Source organism: Ralstonia sp. AU12-08, assembly GCF_000442475.1.
GTDB lineage: Bacteria > Pseudomonadota > Gammaproteobacteria > Burkholderiales > Burkholderiaceae > Ralstonia > Ralstonia insidiosa.
In genome coordinates this window covers 203477-218775 of record NZ_ASZV01000046.1, presented here as the reverse complement: position 1 = coordinate 218775, position 15299 = coordinate 203477, and the positions used below count along the sequence as shown (strand labels likewise).

Below are 15299 nucleotides of genomic sequence, written 5' to 3'. Positions count from 1 at the left end.
CGCAAGCGCGGATGCGTCGGGGGCGACATGGGTGGCTCGTAGGAAACGCATGATTATACTTTTGATGTTAAGCGTCCGCTTAACGCCAATGCGCACGCGCCTTGTCCGGCGCAACGATTCGTGCCGGGCGCCACGCAGTGCAACAATCGGCGTTGGCGCGCCCGCGCCCACCCCTTACAATTTCGCCTCTTCGTCGAAATTTTCGACATTTGAATTTGCGGCCCAGACCAAGGCACGGCTGACCTGTTCAGACCGCGCCGGCACTCCTACTCATCATGACCACGCAAACCGCACCCACAATCGAAATCGGCGCAGACGACCTGCCGCTGCACTGCCCGACCGCCAAGACTCCGGCCTGGAACTACCACCCGCGCGTGTTCCTCGACATCGCCGACACCGGCGAAGTCCGGTGCCCGTACTGCGGCACCGTCTACAAGCTGGCTCCCGGCGTTGAACTGAAGGGCCACCATTGAGCCGTCTTCACACGCAGTACGACGCCGGTCGCAACGTATGCCCGGCACGTCAGGCGAGGGGATGATGCGCAAAATCCTCGTCGTCGCCCCGAACTGGATCGGTGATGCGCTGATGGCGCAGCCGCTGTTTGCGCAGATCAAGGCGCGGCACCCGCGCGCGCAGATCCACGCCATCGCGCCCAAGTGGGTCGCGCCGGTGCTCGCGCGCATGCCCGAGATTGCCCGCGTGCTGCCGACCGACCTCGCGCACGGCAAGCTGCAGCTCGGCAGCCGCACGATGTTCGCCCAGCAACTCAAAAACGAGACATTCGATGCGGCCTACGTGCTGCCGAACTCGTTCAAGAGTGCGCTGATCCCGTGGCTGGCCGGCATTCCGCTGCGCATCGGTTACAAGGGCGAGTCGCGCCTGGGCGTGCTGAACGTGCGCTACCCGAATCCGCCCAAGAACGCGCGTCCGCCGATGGTGCAGCACTATGCCGCGCTGGCCTTCAAGCCCGGTGCCAAGCTGCCCGACACCCTGCCCGACCCGAAGCTGAACGTTGACGTACAGCGCGTGGCTACCACCTCGGCCAAATTCGACATTCCCGGCAATGCGCGCCTGGTCGCCTTCTGCCCCGGCGCCGAATACGGCCCCGCCAAGCGCTGGCCTGCCGAGCACTTTGCCGAGCTTGCGCAGATGCTGCGCCGCTCGTTCCCGTATGCGCAGATCGTCGCGCTCGGTTCGGGCAAGGACCGTGAGATGGCCAACGCCATCGTCGAGCGCGCGCCGTTCGTCCGCAACCTGTGCGGTGAGACCTCGCTGGATGAGGCCATCGAACTGCTCGCCCGATCCGAAGCCGCCATCTGCAACGACTCGGGCCTGATGCACGTGACCGCAGCCCTGGGACGCCCGCAGGTGGCCGTGTTCGGCTCCAGCGATCCGCGCCATACGCCGCCCCTGTCGCCCGCAGCGAGTATCATGTGGCTCCATCTGGAGTGCAGTCCGTGCTTTGCGCGCGAATGCCCGCTGGGCCACTTGCGCTGCCTGCGCGACATCGGCCCCGAGATGGTGTTTCATGAGTTGCGCCGGCTGTTGCAGCCGGCATAGATTCGTAACGCTTGTCCGCAGTCCTTCCCTGAACGTCCAGCCGCCATGCCACGATTTGCCCGCCTGTTCGAAGCCGCCGAGGACATCCTCGAAGCCTATCGCGATGCGCTCAAGCGCCGCGATGCCGATGGCGCGCTCCGGCTGTGGCTGGACGAGGATTCCGTCAGCTTCATCCTGCCCGACGGCCAGCGCCTGCACGGCCACGAGCAACTGCGCGGCTGCCTCGATGCGCTGGTCGAGAAGAACCCGGTCTGGATCGAGTGCCTCAGCCAGCAGGTGCACTCCTCGCTGGGCGTGTCGATTTTCGAATCGACGGAAGCGCTGCGCTTCTCGGCCACCGCCACTGAAGCGGATCTGTACGTGCACACGACCTACGTGCTGATGCAGAACCACGAAGGCTGGCGCATCGCCCACGTGCATTCCAGCCAGGCGGCGGAAGAACGTGTGGCCGCCTCCATCTCCAGCGCCACGCACTCCCTGCACTGAGCCGCGCCACCCCGGCGTGGCAGTTGCATCGTCACGATGAATCGCCCGCTCCGCCAAGCTGCCCCCGTTGAACTGAACCTCGGCGCCATGCTGGCGGGGCCGTTCGAGCCGCACGCGTTCCGCTCGCCGTGGTGGCTGATCGGCGGCAATGCGCAGACGATTGTGCCGGCGCGCCTCTGGCGCTTTCCGCGCATCACGTACCGCCGCGAGCGCTGGGACACGCCCGACCAGGACTTCATCGATCTCGACTGGACCACACATGACGCCGATGCCCACGCGCCGCTTGTCGTCATGTTCCACGGCCTGGAGGGTGATTCGCGCAGCCACTACGCGAGCCTGCTCATGGATGCGCTGCGCGCGCGCCGCTGGCCTGGCGTGATCCCGCACTTCCGTGGCTGCTCGGGCGAGATGAACCGTGCGCCGCGCATGTACCACTGCGGCGACGGTGCTGAAATCGCATGGATTCTTGAGCGGCTCTACCGGACAGTCTGCCAGCCCCAGGGCCGCAAGTTGCTGGCCGTGGGCATCTCGCTGGGCGGCAATGCGCTGCTGCGCTATCTGGGTGAGCACGGTACCGGCGCACGGCACCTGAGCGCTGCGGCAACGGTCTCTGCGCCGCTCGACATGCGGGCTGGTGGCGCGGCGCTGTCGCGCGGCTTCAACATGGTGTACACGCGCATGTTCCTGCGCACGCTCAAGGAAAAAGCCAGTGCGAAGCTCGACCAGCACCCCGGCCTGTACGACCGGGCTGCCATGCTGGCCTCGCGCAATCTGAGCGAATTCGACAACCTCGTCACTGCGCCGCTGCACGGCTATCGCGACGTGCTGGACTACTGGACGCGTGCGTCGTCCAAGCCGATCCTGCGCGACGTGCGTGTGCCGGCGCTGGTGCTCAACGCGCGCAACGATCCGTTCCTGCCCGGTCAGCACCTGCCCGGCCCCGCCGACGTCTCACCGGACGTCGTACTGGACCAGCCGCAACATGGCGGCCACGTCGGCTTCCTGCTGCGCCACGACAGCGGCTTGCGCCATATGACCGGCCGCATCGACTGGATGCCCGCACGCGTGCTGCGTTTCTTTGATGACGTACTCGGTCGCCCGGTGCAGACCGGAGACGCAGATTCCCATGGATGACATCGTCCGCCAGGCGATGGCCAAATGGCCGAACGTGCCGAACTGCTTCGGCTGGCTGGCGCTGGACCGTCGGGGCCAATGGCGCATGCGCAACGAGTTTGCGCAGGCCAACAAGCTGTCAGGCGATCCGATCCGCCATCCATCTCTGGTCGACTTCATCGTCCGCAACTACGCGCACGATGATGCGGGGCGGTGGTTCTTTCAGAACGGGCCACAGCGCGTGTTTGTGGCGTTGGACTACACGCCGTGGGTTGTGCGACTGATACCCAATGACGTTGCACCCGCCTTCACCACCACAACGGGCGCGGCCTTCACACCCACCGGCTGTTTTGCCGATGAACAAGGCAACGTGCTGCTGTCTGGACGTGTAGCGGGATGGGATGCAGAAGACACCATCGCCGTGCTACACGATCACGACCTGGAGCCGCTCTCGTCGCTCGCGCAATGGCACGGAGACGCATGCGGCGCCGCACTCGGCACGCTCACCATCGGCGATCGCACCTTCGATATCGAGCCGATTCATCGCGCAGAAGTCGCTCGGCGCTACGGATTCGTGCCGCATCCGGCTGCGTAGCAGAGACGGGCGTCTGCGCCACCCTGCTACTTCGGTAGCGCCTTATCCTCGGCCTTCTCTTCCTTGTACTGCCGCTCCATCTGATGCAATCGCGCATCGACTTCGGACAGCGTGTAGAAATCCGCATCGCCCGCTTCACGGGCCAGCTTGAGTTGCTCGACCGCTGAGCCCCACGCACCATCGCGCGCATACTTCTCAGCCAGCGCGCGGTGCTGCTCCAGGCGCTTCCCCTTATCGGCATAGGCACGCGCGAGCATGTCCCACCAGATCGATTGCGCGGTGTCTTCGCGGGTCTTGTCCTTCAGATACGGAATGGCGTCATCGATCCGGCCGGCTGCCAGCAGCGTCTGCGCATAGGTCTGGCCAACTGCGCGCGATAGCGGATATGCGACAAGCGCAGCGCGCGCCAAGGCCAGCGCCTCTGGCATGCGGTTGCGGGCACGCGCCAACTCGATGGCCGTCACGTCCAGATCAACGCTGCCTGACGTGATGCCGGGGATGTTGCCGTACAGGCGCCGCGCTTCCAGCAGCGCCTGCTCGGCCTCGTCCAGCCGGCCCGCCATCTGGTTGGCCACCGCAATGCCGTACCACAGCGCCGCACGCTTCTCGACCGGTGCATCCGGTGCCGAAGACAACTGCGACTGCATGGCATTGCGCACATCGATGTAGGAGCTGGTCGACGTTTCCTGCAGCACACGCGCACGCGCCTTGGCAAAGCCGAACTCCGGCCGGCGCGGTTGACGCGGATGCGGCAGGCCGCGCGCGCGATCGGCCATGTCGGCGATACGCTCCCCAGTCAGCGGGTGCGTGCGTGCATAACCGGGAACCACACCGGTATCCGCAATGTTGGTGACCCGCTGCATGCGGCGAAAGAAGTCCGGCATGCCCTCCGGGTCATAACCGGCGCCGGTGAGCAGCGTAAAGCCGACACGATCCGCCTCACGCTCGGCACTGCGCGAGAACGAAAGCTGGTTCGACACCGCTGCCGCCTGCCCGCCGATGGCCAGCGCCTGCGCAGCATCGCCACTCTTGGTGGCCGCCAGACCCGCCAGCAGAAGCGACGCCAGCGCAATCCACATCGACTCGCCCGACTTGTCGATGCCGCGCGCGATATGCCGCTGCAGCACGTGGCCGATTTCGTGGCCGAGCACGGAAGCCAGCTCCGACTCGCTCTCGGTTGCCACCAACGTGCCGGTGTTCACGCCGATATAGCCACCCGGCAGCGCAAACGCGTTGATGGCCGGATCGCGCACCGCAAACAGCTCGAAGCTCGACGACGACGTGCTGCCCGCCACGTGCTGCCGGCGCGCCGCCTCAATCAGCTTGAAGCCGATGGTGTTCAGGTAATCGCCAAGCAGCGGATCGGACACGTAATCCGGATCACGGCGGATCTCCCGCATCACACGGTCGCCCAACCGGCGCTCCATGTCCGGCGACAGCGCCGCCGTGGACGGATCGCCCATGTCGGGCAACTCGTACGTTGGCGCATCAATGACGGTCGGGTCTTTTTGTAGATACGGCGACTGGCGGCCGATCTGCACGCTGCGGTTCAGGTTGCTCTGCACCTGGTCTGCCTGGGCAGCGGAACCGAGCCCCAGATTGGCCGAAGCCGCAGGGGCAGAAGCCTGCGCCAGCACAGGCAGCGGCAATGGCCCCAGCCACGTCGACAACAACACAACAGCCGTCAGCTTGCGTGCACGCGGCCGGGAGAGGAAATGCGTCATACGGAAAGCGCAGTGTGCAGGATCAGCCCGGCGGCATCGGGAACCGCCGGGCGCTTGCTATCATAAAACGCTTCGTCTTCTGCCCCGCAATCCTGCGGTTACTTATGTCGCAACTCACCCACTTCGATTCCGCCGGACAAGCCCATATGGTTGACGTCGGCGACAAGGCCATCACGCACCGCGTGGCCGTGGCCACCGGCACGATCCGCATGCTGCCTGAAACGTTTTCACTCGTACGCGATGGCACGGCCAAGAAAGGCGATGTGCTGGGGATCGCGCGTATTGCGGCGATTCAGGGGTCGAAACGGACGTCTGACCTGATTCCGCTGTGTCATCCGTTGGCGTTGACCAAGGTGGCGGTTGAGTTTGATCTGGATGAAGCGGCTCACACTGTCCGTTGCACCGTCCGCGCGGAGACGCGTGGGCAGACTGGCGTGGAGATGGAAGCGCTAACCGCCGTGCAGGTGGGGCTGCTGACGATCTACGACATGTGCAAGGCCGTGGATCGGGGGATGGTGATTGGGGATGTGCGGTTGGTGGAGAAGCACGGGGGGAAGTCTGGGGATTGGGTGGCGAAGTAGCACGATACCTTCGCCACCAAAATTGAAGCGCCTTCGCGCATTCATGCTTTTCGCCGATTTAGCGACACTCGCTTGGGGCAATATCAACCGAAAGTGTTGCGACATCGTTCGGCGGCGCGGGAATTTTATCGCGAGCAGTAGCGCCCGCAGCGTAGCAATCCCAACGAATGGGGCCCTCTGGCCGCTCCTTCGCCTTGAGTTCGACTCCATTTGCGGAAGGTTTCAGCACAAGAACATTTGCTCCCTCTTTCGCGACATTGCCTGCGTACGCAATGGTAATTTCGCCATTGTTTTCGTTGATCTTGATGCCGTCCGCCAAGACGTTACGGGTTGCGGTGTTTGTGCTATATCCCAGCTTAAGCGAATCGGCGCCGGCGATGGCATTCTCCGCCACAATCGTCTTGGCATGGGCTGCAAGCGCCAAACCCTCGGTCACACGTGACCGCGCCACATGATCCTGATATGCCGGGATTGCGATTGCCGCCAGAATGCCGATGATGGCAACGACGATCATGAGCTCAATCAGGGTGAAACCGGTCTGGTTTTGTTTTTTGGAATAACGTCTCAGATTCATTAATTTCTCCTTTATCACTGCTTCGGACACTCAATCGCCAAGCCTAGTTGGCCTTTGAGATGGAGAAGACTAAGCGAACGCGATTAACTCAAGCAGAATCGCAACTCTTTTTTATATTCTGGATAAGAATCGAATCATCAATAAGAAAGCGCCCAATTGGGCGCTTTCGATTATTGCGATGCAGTCAATGAATCTCCGTCGGATGATCTATCTATTGTCAACAGCAATTTCTCCGACCTGAGGCGCGCGCAGAACGTCTTCAACATCTCTTCGTGATCCTGTCCGCACGCTTGCGCGACCAACCAGGATTGGTTGGCGTAGTCGGTCCAATATTGACTGTGCAACCGGCGGACTTGAACGACGGCTTCCTCCGTCTTCCCCAAATAGGCAAGCGCCAACGCGTATCGCTGCACGGTGTTGGGACCGGGATAGAACTGCACGGCCCGGCGTTCCAGCGGCATGAGCGATTCAGCCGTCTCAGGGCCGACCTTCCATTGGCTTGCCTTTGCCAAGCTCTCATACGGCAACAGCAAAGTCGGGCCGTGTTCGTGATACCCAGCCGGCTGCCTTGGCTGGCTCGTGAAACCGTATTGAAGGCGTTCCGCCGACACGTAGTTCCCCCAGAGCCGCACCAACAGCACGACCGCGCATAGCGACACAACGCCCACAGACGCCCAAGCCATGCGGCCGGTAGGAAAACGCAGCGTGCGCATATCCAAGTAGCCCAGCGCGAATGCCAGAGGCAGCAGGAAGAACAGGTAATGCAGCGGATACTCAAGCATCGAGTGCGCGCCCAGTACCAGGATGATGGAGAGCAGAAATGACCAAGCAGGCGTCATTGGCCGCTTTCGCAGACGCCATACGAAACCGAGGGACGGCAGCGCCACGGCAAGCAAGCCAAGCAGGCCAACCTTGGCCAACAGGTCCAGCACAATGTTGTGCGCATTCAACGACATCTCGACGTTGCCAAGCAGATCAGTCTGCACGTACTGGTTCCAGGCGTAATCGCCCCAGCCACCACCTAGCCAAGGATGCGCAAGGAAGATGTGCCAGGCATGCCGCCAAAGCAGCACGCGCTCACCGGCACCTTCCTGCATGCGCTGTCCGAGCGAGCCGGGCAGATCGAGATGCCAAAGCACGTTGGCATACGAAACGATCCAGTTGCAAACCTGGTATGCAGCAACCAGCAGCAGCGCCGGCGCAGCGGCAGCCAGCCACCTAGCGGCGCCGCGCACTCGAGTCGACCATGCCGGCCCCGCCAGCACGCCGACCACGATCACATGCAGCCACGTAACCCGGGAAATGGTCAGCGCCATACCCAGCAAGAAACTCAGTGCAATCACGGCCAGAACAATGCGCCAACGCCGAAACCTCTGCGCAAGAAATAGGCAAGCCGCAAGCCCGAACGCCAGGTACGAGGCGACGTGGTTCGGCTGGTTCAGGTTGCCCCACATCCGGCGAGCAGTCCCGGCCGGCGTGATCGAAAAGAACTCGCTGGGGAGCCCCGGCACCCGAAACAGGTGCAGCAGCTCCACCGAGACTGTCAGCACGCCCCCCACGATCACGCCTACCGCCAACGCTTCCAGCATCCCGGGCATGTCGCGGCAACGCGCCCCCAGCCATGTGGAAGCAACCGCGGCCAACAGGAAGGCCACCGCCGCAAACGAGAAGAACGTATTGATCGGCGGTGCCACCAACAACTGCAGGATCAGCACGGCAATCAGGGCCAGAGGCGCCAAAGCAATCGCCGGCAAGCCGACTCTACCGCCCCATCCTAGACTAACCACAGCGATCGTCAGCGCAGTCCAGCAGATCGCTGCGGCAAATTCGCTGTAGAACGTGGGGATGGGGTAGGTGTGCGGCGCGATCAGGAACGGAACGGACCAGCACGCGGCAATCGCCAGCCAGATCGACAACGTTAGAACAGGAGAACGAGACATCGACGGGGAGCGGAAGAGACCATTCAACGACAAGAGCGCCCTAAGGCGCTCTTGCAACGCGTGCGCGAGTTTAGCTTACGGAAATTTCCCTGGCGTCACGGCGCATCGATATTTGCTGGGGCGCTGCGAAGCGCCTTCCCTCATTGAGAGGCTGATGCTGGTTTTGGCTCCGCTGCTGCGCCTTCTACAAGAAGCTTTTCGGATCTCAGGCGGGCGCAGAAAGTGCCGAGGGCATCGACCTTCCGGTCGCAGTGTTCTTTGACCATCCAGATTTGAGGCGCGTAGTCGGGTTGAATCCAGTATTCGTCGAACAGGCGTCGCATCTGAAGCACAGCTTTGTCGGTCTTGCCTAGGTACGCAAGCGCAAGTGCAAAGCGCTGGACGGTGGGCCCACCGGGATAGAGTTGTGCCGCCTGAAATTCCAGCTCCAACAATGAAGCCGCCGCCTCCGGCACAACTTTCATGTTGACTGCGACCGCGAGTTGCTCGTACGGCTTCAGTAAATTCGGCCCATGCTTCTGATACCGGGCCCATTCCTTCTGCAACCCCTCGGGGGCGTAATAGAGGCGCTCCACTGCACTGTAGTCCGCCCAAAGACGCGGCATCAATGCAATCGCCCCTACGGTGATCACCGCGGTTGACGCCCATGTCATGCCACTGGATGGTTTGGGCAAAATCCGTTCATCGGCATAACCCAGCGCAAATGCGAGCGGCAACAGAAAGTACAGGTAGTGCAGGGGGAACTCGAGCATGGAGTGCCCCCCCATCACGAGGATGACGGCGAGCAGAAATGCCAGATCGGGCGTGATGCGACGTTTGCGCAGGCTCCACGCGAAGCCCAGGAAGGGCAACGCGATGGCCAACAGGCCAAGCAAGCCAACCTTGGCCAATTGGTCCAGCACAATGTTGTGCGCATTCACCGCCAACGCAGCACGACCGAGTTCGTCCGTCTGCAGGTACTGGTTCCAGGCGTAGTCACCCCAACCGCCACCGAACCATGGGTGCGCGAGAAACATGTGCCAAGCGTGCGTCCAAATAATGGCACGCGAGCCGACCCCTTCTTGCATCCGCTCACCAAGCGATGTCGGCAAGTCCAAATGCCAACGGATATTGGCGTAGGCCACCAACCAGTTGCTGAGTTGGTAAGCCACCAGCAATGCCACCACTGGCATCGCTGCTCGTGCCCAGCGTTGGCGGCCGTGCTGCTCAACCGTCCAGGCAAGCCCGGTCAGCCCGCCCACCACCGCGAGGTGAACCCACGTCATCCGGGAGAACGTCAGCGAGATGCCGACCAGAAGGAGCAACGTAATCACCGCCAGAGGAATCCGCGCACGCCTCCACCGATGCGCAAGGAATGCACAGGCCGCTACCCCAAATGCGAGATACGAGGCCACATGGTTCGGCTGATTCAGATTGCCCCACATGCGCCGATCGGTTGCCGTGGGGTCTGCCGTCGAGAAGATCATCTGCGGCAGTCCTTCAACGCGAAACGCCTGCAACAATTCGATCGCCACCGTCAACAGCCCGCCTAGGATCAGGCCGATAGCGAGCGCCTCCAGCACACCTGGCAAGTTCCGGCAACGTGCACCCAATCCACAGACCGCTGCTGCTGCCAGCAGAAAAATTACGGCCACCAGCGATAGGAAAGAATTCAGCGGCGGCGCAGCCCGCAACTGCACAAACAGCACGATGATCAGGGCAAGCGGTGCCAATGCAATCCCGGGCAACCCCGTCCGATTGCTCCACGTCAGTGCAAGTACCGCAACTGCGAAAGCGGCCCAGCAAACACCAGTTGCAAATTCATCATAGAACGATGCAATCGGATAAGTATGCAGCGCCGTCAAGAACGGGAGCGACGCGCTCGCAGCAAGCGCCAGCCAAAGTGGAATCAACAGAACACGAGATCGAAGCATCTGACGAAATGGCGAGACTGCGATGAGAATGGAAGAACGGGCGACGACGCAAAAGAAGTCGCGAGTTTAGCCTGCGAATGCTGCATACAAGCCACCCGCTTTTTCTGGTGCGTGAAGCAGGTTCCTCTTAAGGACTTCGCCCATAAAGCCAAAGGGCGCCCGAAGGCGCCCTTTGGATACTGAGCCTGAGCAGGTCTTAGAACTGGCAGGCTGCCGGCAGGTACGGATACAGGGCCGTAACCTTTTGTCCCGACGCAACCGCAGTAGCGGAAGGAACGCCAGAGCCTGCTGCCGCCAGCGTGGCACACTGCCAGCTCACAGTGCCGTCAGCGCCACCCGTACCAATCAAACCAATAATCGAGTTGTCGACAGTCGCGTTACCCGTGCCGGTCAACGTAGTAGTCACGTTGACAACGCCGGCGGTGTTAACGTAGTCCATACGCTTCACGTACTTCGAATTCGCAAACGGCGCGCTGGCTGTGTTCGAGCCGTTAACCGGGCTATTCGTGCTGGTCGGGAATGTGCTGTTGTTGGCGGCATAGGCCTCAGCAACGGCCGACTTTGCTGCATCCAAGTCCGTCGTGGCTTCCACCAGCTTCGACTTGATCATGTAGTTGTTGTAGGCCGGCAGCGCGATGGCAGCCAGGATACCGACGATCGCGACCACGATCATCAGTTCGATCAGCGTGAAACCCTTTTGAACACGCTTGTTGATACGACGCATCGACTTCATAAATTCCCCCGGAATGTGTGGTTGAAGATGTTGCGCGTTCTATATAGCAGGGACCGTGCCAGCCCCAAAATCGCACCCCAACCCGCAAAACCCGTTCAGAGTGGACAACCACAGGCAATCGCCAATGACAATTCTTGACACCACGTGACAGAAGTCGTTAGTTTTGTGGCCTTTGATCCACAATTATGGCGTTGGTTTGTTAAGCCCGTGAACGGTCCAAGATTTCCGGCAAAAAGACTAGTGTCAGATCCCCCTGACCCAAAAACGAAGCGGGCAACGAGTGACCTCGCTGCCCGCTCAAACACACCTGTGAACCCGTGCCAACCTTGCTTGTTGGTATCTCAGTTCTGGCAGGTCGCCGGCAAATACGGATACATGGATTGCACCGCAGCCCCCGAAGCGTAGTCATTCGCCGTTTTCGCGGTACCGCAAGTCCACACCACCGTCCCATCTGTCTGGCCAGCACCGAACATTCCCAAATAGTGGCCATCGATCTGGGGGTTACCTGTCTTGCCAAGCGTCACCACAACGCCAACGCTGGAAGCCGTTCCTGGGTTGTTGTATTTGATGCCAGTGACATATTGAGCGTTGCCTGGCACAGCCTGAGTAATGATGGGCGGCGAACTTGAACTCGGGAAGATTCCGTTGCCAGACGAATACGCTTCGTTGACCGCAACCCGCGCAGCATCCAGCGTCGTCGTCGCTTCGGTCAGCTTCGATTTGACCAGGTAGTTGTTGTACGCCGGCAGCGCAATCGCCGCCAAGATCCCAACGATCGCCACCACGATCATCAGTTCGATCAGCGTAAAGCCGCGCGCTCGGCGCCGTGTTCCCCTGCTGTGCCTGAAGCCCATGACCTCTCCCCAAAAGGCATTTTGTTGTGGGAGGCCACAGTGCAGGGACTATGCCAAGGCACACACTGTGTTAATAGGCGGAAACTGGCGCACTTTGGCTGGAATTCAGCCGCGAATCTGACCGTTCTTGACAGATTTTCAGACAGATCGCGTCACCACCTACTTTCGAGGGGAATCGTTCGGATTAGGCCTGCCGCAGCGTCCGGCGGCTGAGCCACCAGCCCACGGCCACCACGAGCAGCGCGCCCGCACAACCGAACACGATGTCCGCATAGGGCACCGAATGCGCAAACCAAGCCGCATCCACCGGATCGCTGACGAGCATGTCGCCGGCCAAGTAGCCAAGCAACGCGGCGCCCAGCGTGACGATGATCGGAAACCGCGCCATCACCCCCACCAGCAGCGTGCTGCCAAAGATGATGAATGGAATCGACAGCCCGAGGCCGAGCACGAGCAGCAGGAAGGCGGTCCCCGGCGGCCCCTTTTCTGCGGCCGCGGCCACGGCGACCACGTTATCGAGTGACATCACCAGATCAGCGATCAGGATGGTCTGGACGGCAGGCCACAAACCATCACGCTGTTTGCGGCCATGCGCGTTGTCTTCATCGGCTTCGGCCAGCAGCTTGATGCCGATATAGACCAGCAGCACAGCACCGATCGTCTTCAAATACGGCAACGCCAGCAGCTTGACGGCCAGGATCGTCAGCACGATACGCAGCGCGATGGCGCCGGCGCTGCCCCAGAAGATCGCCTGCTTCTGCTGCCGCTGCGGCAGATTGCGCGCCGCCAGGGCGATAACGACCGCGTTGTCACCCGACAGCACGATATTGGTCAGGATGATGGAACCAAGCGCGAACCAGAATGCGCTGGAGGTAAGCACCATGAATGTTCCCGAAGATGTTCTTGTTGGATGGGGATAGCAGGCAAGACACCATGCCTTTGCTTATACACAGGTCGTGCACGGTGCGCATGCTGCATTGCTCGCAAACCGTCGCGCACAAACAAAAACGGGAGGCTAGGCCTCCCGTCTTCGCACAACCTCAACCCTTGCCGATTACAGCATCGCCTTCAGCAGACGTGCCATTTCCGACGGGTTCTTGGTGGTCTTGATGCCGCACTCTTCCATGATGTCGAGCTTGGCTTGCGCAGTGTCGGCACCGCCCGAGATCAGCGCGCCGGCGTGGCCCATGCGCTTGCCCGGAGGCGCGGTCACGCCAGCGATGAAGCCCACCACCGGCTTCTTCATGTTGTCCTTGATCCAGTAAGCCGCGTTGGCTTCGTCCGGACCGCCGATCTCACCGATCATGACCACGGCGTCCGTTTCCGGATCGTCGTTGAACATCTTCATGACGTCGATGTGCTTCAGGCCGTTGATCGGGTCGCCGCCGATACCGACTGCCGACGATTGGCCCAGGCCCAGCGCGGTCAGCTGGCCCACGGCTTCGTACGTCAGCGTGCCCGAGCGCGAGACCACGCCGATGCGGCCCTTGCGGTGGATGTGACCCGGCATGATGCCGATCTTGATTTCGTCCGGCGTGATCAGGCCCGGGCAGTTCGGGCCCAGCAGCAGCGTCTTGCTGCCGGCCTTACGCATCTTGTCCTTGACCATCATCATGTCGCGCACGGGGATGCCTTCGGTGATGCAAACCACCAGATCCAGTTCGGCCTCAACGGCTTCCCAGATCGCATCAGCAGCGCCTGCGGGCGGCACGTAGATCACCGACACGGTGGCGCCGGTCTGTGCCTTGGCGTCCTTGACGGTTGCGTAGATGGGAATGCCTTCGAAGTCTTCGCCGGCCTTCTTCGGGTTCACGCCGGCCACGAAGGCGGCCTTGCCGTTGGCGTAGTCGCGGCAGCCGCGGGTGTGGAACTGGCCGGTCTTACCGGTGATCCCCTGGGTGATGACCTTGGTGTCTTTGTTGATCAGAATCGACATGCTGTAATCCTTTTATGCAGCGAGCCGCGCCGTCATGTTCAACGGGCGCTGCTCGCGTTCGCGTATGGTTGGGTCAGCGGGCGGCTTACTTGCCGGCGGCTGCGGCCACGACCTTCTCGGCGGCCTCTGCCATCGTGTCTGCGGCGATGATGGGCAGACCCGAGTCGGCCAGCATCTTCTTGCCGAGATCTTCGTTCGTGCCCTTCATGCGCACAACCAGCGGCACCGACAGCGACACAGCCTTGGCCGCAGCGATCACGCCTTCGGCGATCACGTCGCAACGCATGATGCCGCCGAAGATGTTGACCAGGATGGCCTTCACGTCCGGGTTCTTCAGCATCAGCTTGAAGGCTTCGGTCACCTTCTCGGTGGTGGCACCGCCGCCCACGTCGAGGAAGTTGGCCGGCTCGCCGCCGAACAGCTTGATGGTGTCCATCGTGGCCATGGCCAGACCGGCACCGTTCACCAGGCAGCCGATGTTGCCGTCCAGCGAGATGTAGGCCAGGTCGAACTTGGAGGCTTCGATTTCGGCCGGATCTTCTTCATCCAGATCGCGGTAAGCGACGATTTCCGGGTGACGGAACAGCGCGTTCGAGTCGAAGTTGAACTTGGCGTCCAACGCGATGACCTTGCCGTCGCCGGTCAGGATCAGCGGGTTGATTTCAGCTTGCGAAGCGTCGGTTTCCCAGAATGCCTTGTACAGGCCTTGCAGGGCTTGGCGGGCTTGCGCGATCGAAGCGTCCGGCACGCCGATCTTGCGGGCGATGTCGTCAGCGTCAGCATCGGTCAGGCCGGTCGACGGTTCGATGATCAACGTGTGGATCTTTTCCGGGTGCGATTCAGCGACTTCTTCGATGTCCATGCCGCCTTCGCTCGAGGCCATCAGCGCGACCTTCTGCGACACACGGTCCACCACCAGCGACACGTACAGTTCCTTCTTGATGTCCGCGCCTTCTTCGATCAGCAGGCGCTTGACCAGCTTGCCTTCCGGACCGGTCTGGTGCGTCACCAGGGTCATACCCAGAATGCTGCTGGCGTATTCCTTGACCTGGTCGATGCTCTTGGCAACCTTCACGCCGCCGCCCTTACCACGGCCGCCCGCATGAATCTGTGCCTTCACGACCCACACCGGGCCGCCCAGGGTTTCAGCAGCCTTGATGGCTTCTTCGACCGAGAAGGCCGGAATGCCGCGCGGAACCGGCACATTGTATTTGCGCAGGATTTCCTTGCCTTGGTACTCATGGATATTCATGCGTGTTTCCTTTGCTAGGCAGAGTGAGTGTGATGAAT

The 15299-nt window shown here is 61.6% G+C and carries 15 protein-coding genes; 6 read left to right on the top strand and 9 right to left on the bottom strand.

Annotated features, from left to right (window positions below; genetic code table 11):
* The first annotated feature begins 275 nt into the window (after window positions 1-275).
* The 5 genes from C404_RS51335 (at window position 276) to C404_RS51315 (ending at window position 3754) form a co-directional block, all read left to right on the top strand.
* Window positions 276-473, top strand: coding sequence for a zinc-finger domain-containing protein (locus tag C404_RS51335; RefSeq protein WP_021196620.1), 198 nt, complete (start codon window positions 276-278; stop codon window positions 471-473).
* Window positions 474-534: 61 nt separating this feature from the next.
* Complete coding sequence (waaF, locus tag C404_RS51330) at window positions 535-1560, top strand: lipopolysaccharide heptosyltransferase II (RefSeq protein ID WP_021196619.1); 1026 nt, start codon at window positions 535-537, stop codon at window positions 1558-1560.
* A 45-nt stretch (window positions 1561-1605) separates the two neighbouring features.
* Entirely contained in the window at window positions 1606-2046 is a 441-nt protein-coding gene (locus C404_RS51325; protein ID WP_021196618.1) for a YybH family protein, read from the top strand.
* 36 nt (window positions 2047-2082) lie between these two features.
* Window positions 2083-3180, top strand: a complete 1098-nt coding sequence (locus tag C404_RS51320; RefSeq protein WP_021196617.1) for a YheT family hydrolase — start codon at window positions 2083-2085, stop codon at window positions 3178-3180.
* Entirely contained in the window at window positions 3173-3754 is a 582-nt protein-coding gene (locus C404_RS51315; protein WP_021196616.1) for a DUF2946 family protein, read from the top strand. The genes C404_RS51320 and C404_RS51315 overlap by 8 nt, the downstream gene beginning before the upstream one ends.
* A 26-nt stretch (window positions 3755-3780) precedes the next feature.
* On the opposite strand, the gene C404_RS51310 is transcribed toward C404_RS51315, so the two are convergent.
* Entirely contained in the window at window positions 3781-5478 is a 1698-nt protein-coding gene (locus C404_RS51310) for a beta-barrel assembly-enhancing protease (protein WP_021196615.1), read from the bottom strand.
* Between the two features lie 104 nt (window positions 5479-5582).
* On the opposite strand from C404_RS51310, the gene moaC reads away from it, so the two are divergent.
* Window positions 5583-6059 (top strand): cyclic pyranopterin monophosphate synthase MoaC, encoded by a 477-nt coding sequence (gene moaC / locus C404_RS51305; protein ID WP_031329883.1) that lies wholly within the window; start codon window positions 5583-5585, stop codon window positions 6057-6059.
* Between the two features lie 58 nt (window positions 6060-6117).
* Here the strand turns inward: moaC and C404_RS51300 are convergent, their stop codons facing one another.
* The 8 genes from C404_RS51300 to sucC all read right to left on the bottom strand — a co-directional run bounded on the left by C404_RS51300 (window position 6118) and on the right by sucC (window position 15261).
* A complete protein-coding gene (locus C404_RS51300; RefSeq protein WP_021196613.1) occupies window positions 6118-6633 on the bottom strand; it encodes a pilin in 516 nt (171 codons plus the stop codon).
* A gap of 170 nt (window positions 6634-6803) precedes the next feature.
* Window positions 6804-8573: a PglL family O-oligosaccharyltransferase gene (locus tag C404_RS51295; protein WP_037012350.1), complete on the bottom strand. Its 1770-nt coding sequence runs from the start codon at window positions 8571-8573 to the stop codon at window positions 6804-6806.
* A 140-nt stretch (window positions 8574-8713) separates the two neighbouring features.
* Complete coding sequence (locus C404_RS51290; protein WP_031329881.1) at window positions 8714-10486, bottom strand: PglL family O-oligosaccharyltransferase; 1773 nt, start codon at window positions 10484-10486, stop codon at window positions 8714-8716.
* Window positions 10487-10682: 196 nt separating this feature from the next.
* Window positions 10683-11219 (bottom strand): pilin, encoded by a 537-nt coding sequence (locus C404_RS51285; protein WP_021196610.1) that lies wholly within the window; start codon window positions 11217-11219, stop codon window positions 10683-10685.
* Between the two features lie 341 nt (window positions 11220-11560).
* Window positions 11561-12073, bottom strand: coding sequence for a pilin (locus C404_RS51280; protein ID WP_021196609.1), 513 nt, complete (start codon window positions 12071-12073; stop codon window positions 11561-11563).
* 184 nt (window positions 12074-12257) lie between these two features.
* On the bottom strand, window positions 12258-12956 hold the full coding sequence (locus tag C404_RS51275; protein ID WP_021196608.1) for a TerC family protein: 699 nt from the start codon (window positions 12954-12956) through the stop codon (window positions 12258-12260).
* 171 nt (window positions 12957-13127) lie between these two features.
* Window positions 13128-14009, bottom strand: coding sequence for a succinate--CoA ligase subunit alpha (gene sucD / locus C404_RS51270; protein ID WP_021196607.1), 882 nt, complete (start codon window positions 14007-14009; stop codon window positions 13128-13130).
* 85 nt (window positions 14010-14094) lie between these two features.
* A complete protein-coding gene (gene sucC, locus C404_RS51265) occupies window positions 14095-15261 on the bottom strand; it encodes an ADP-forming succinate--CoA ligase subunit beta (protein ID WP_021196606.1) in 1167 nt (388 codons plus the stop codon).
* Between the last annotated feature and the right edge of the window lie 38 nt (window positions 15262-15299).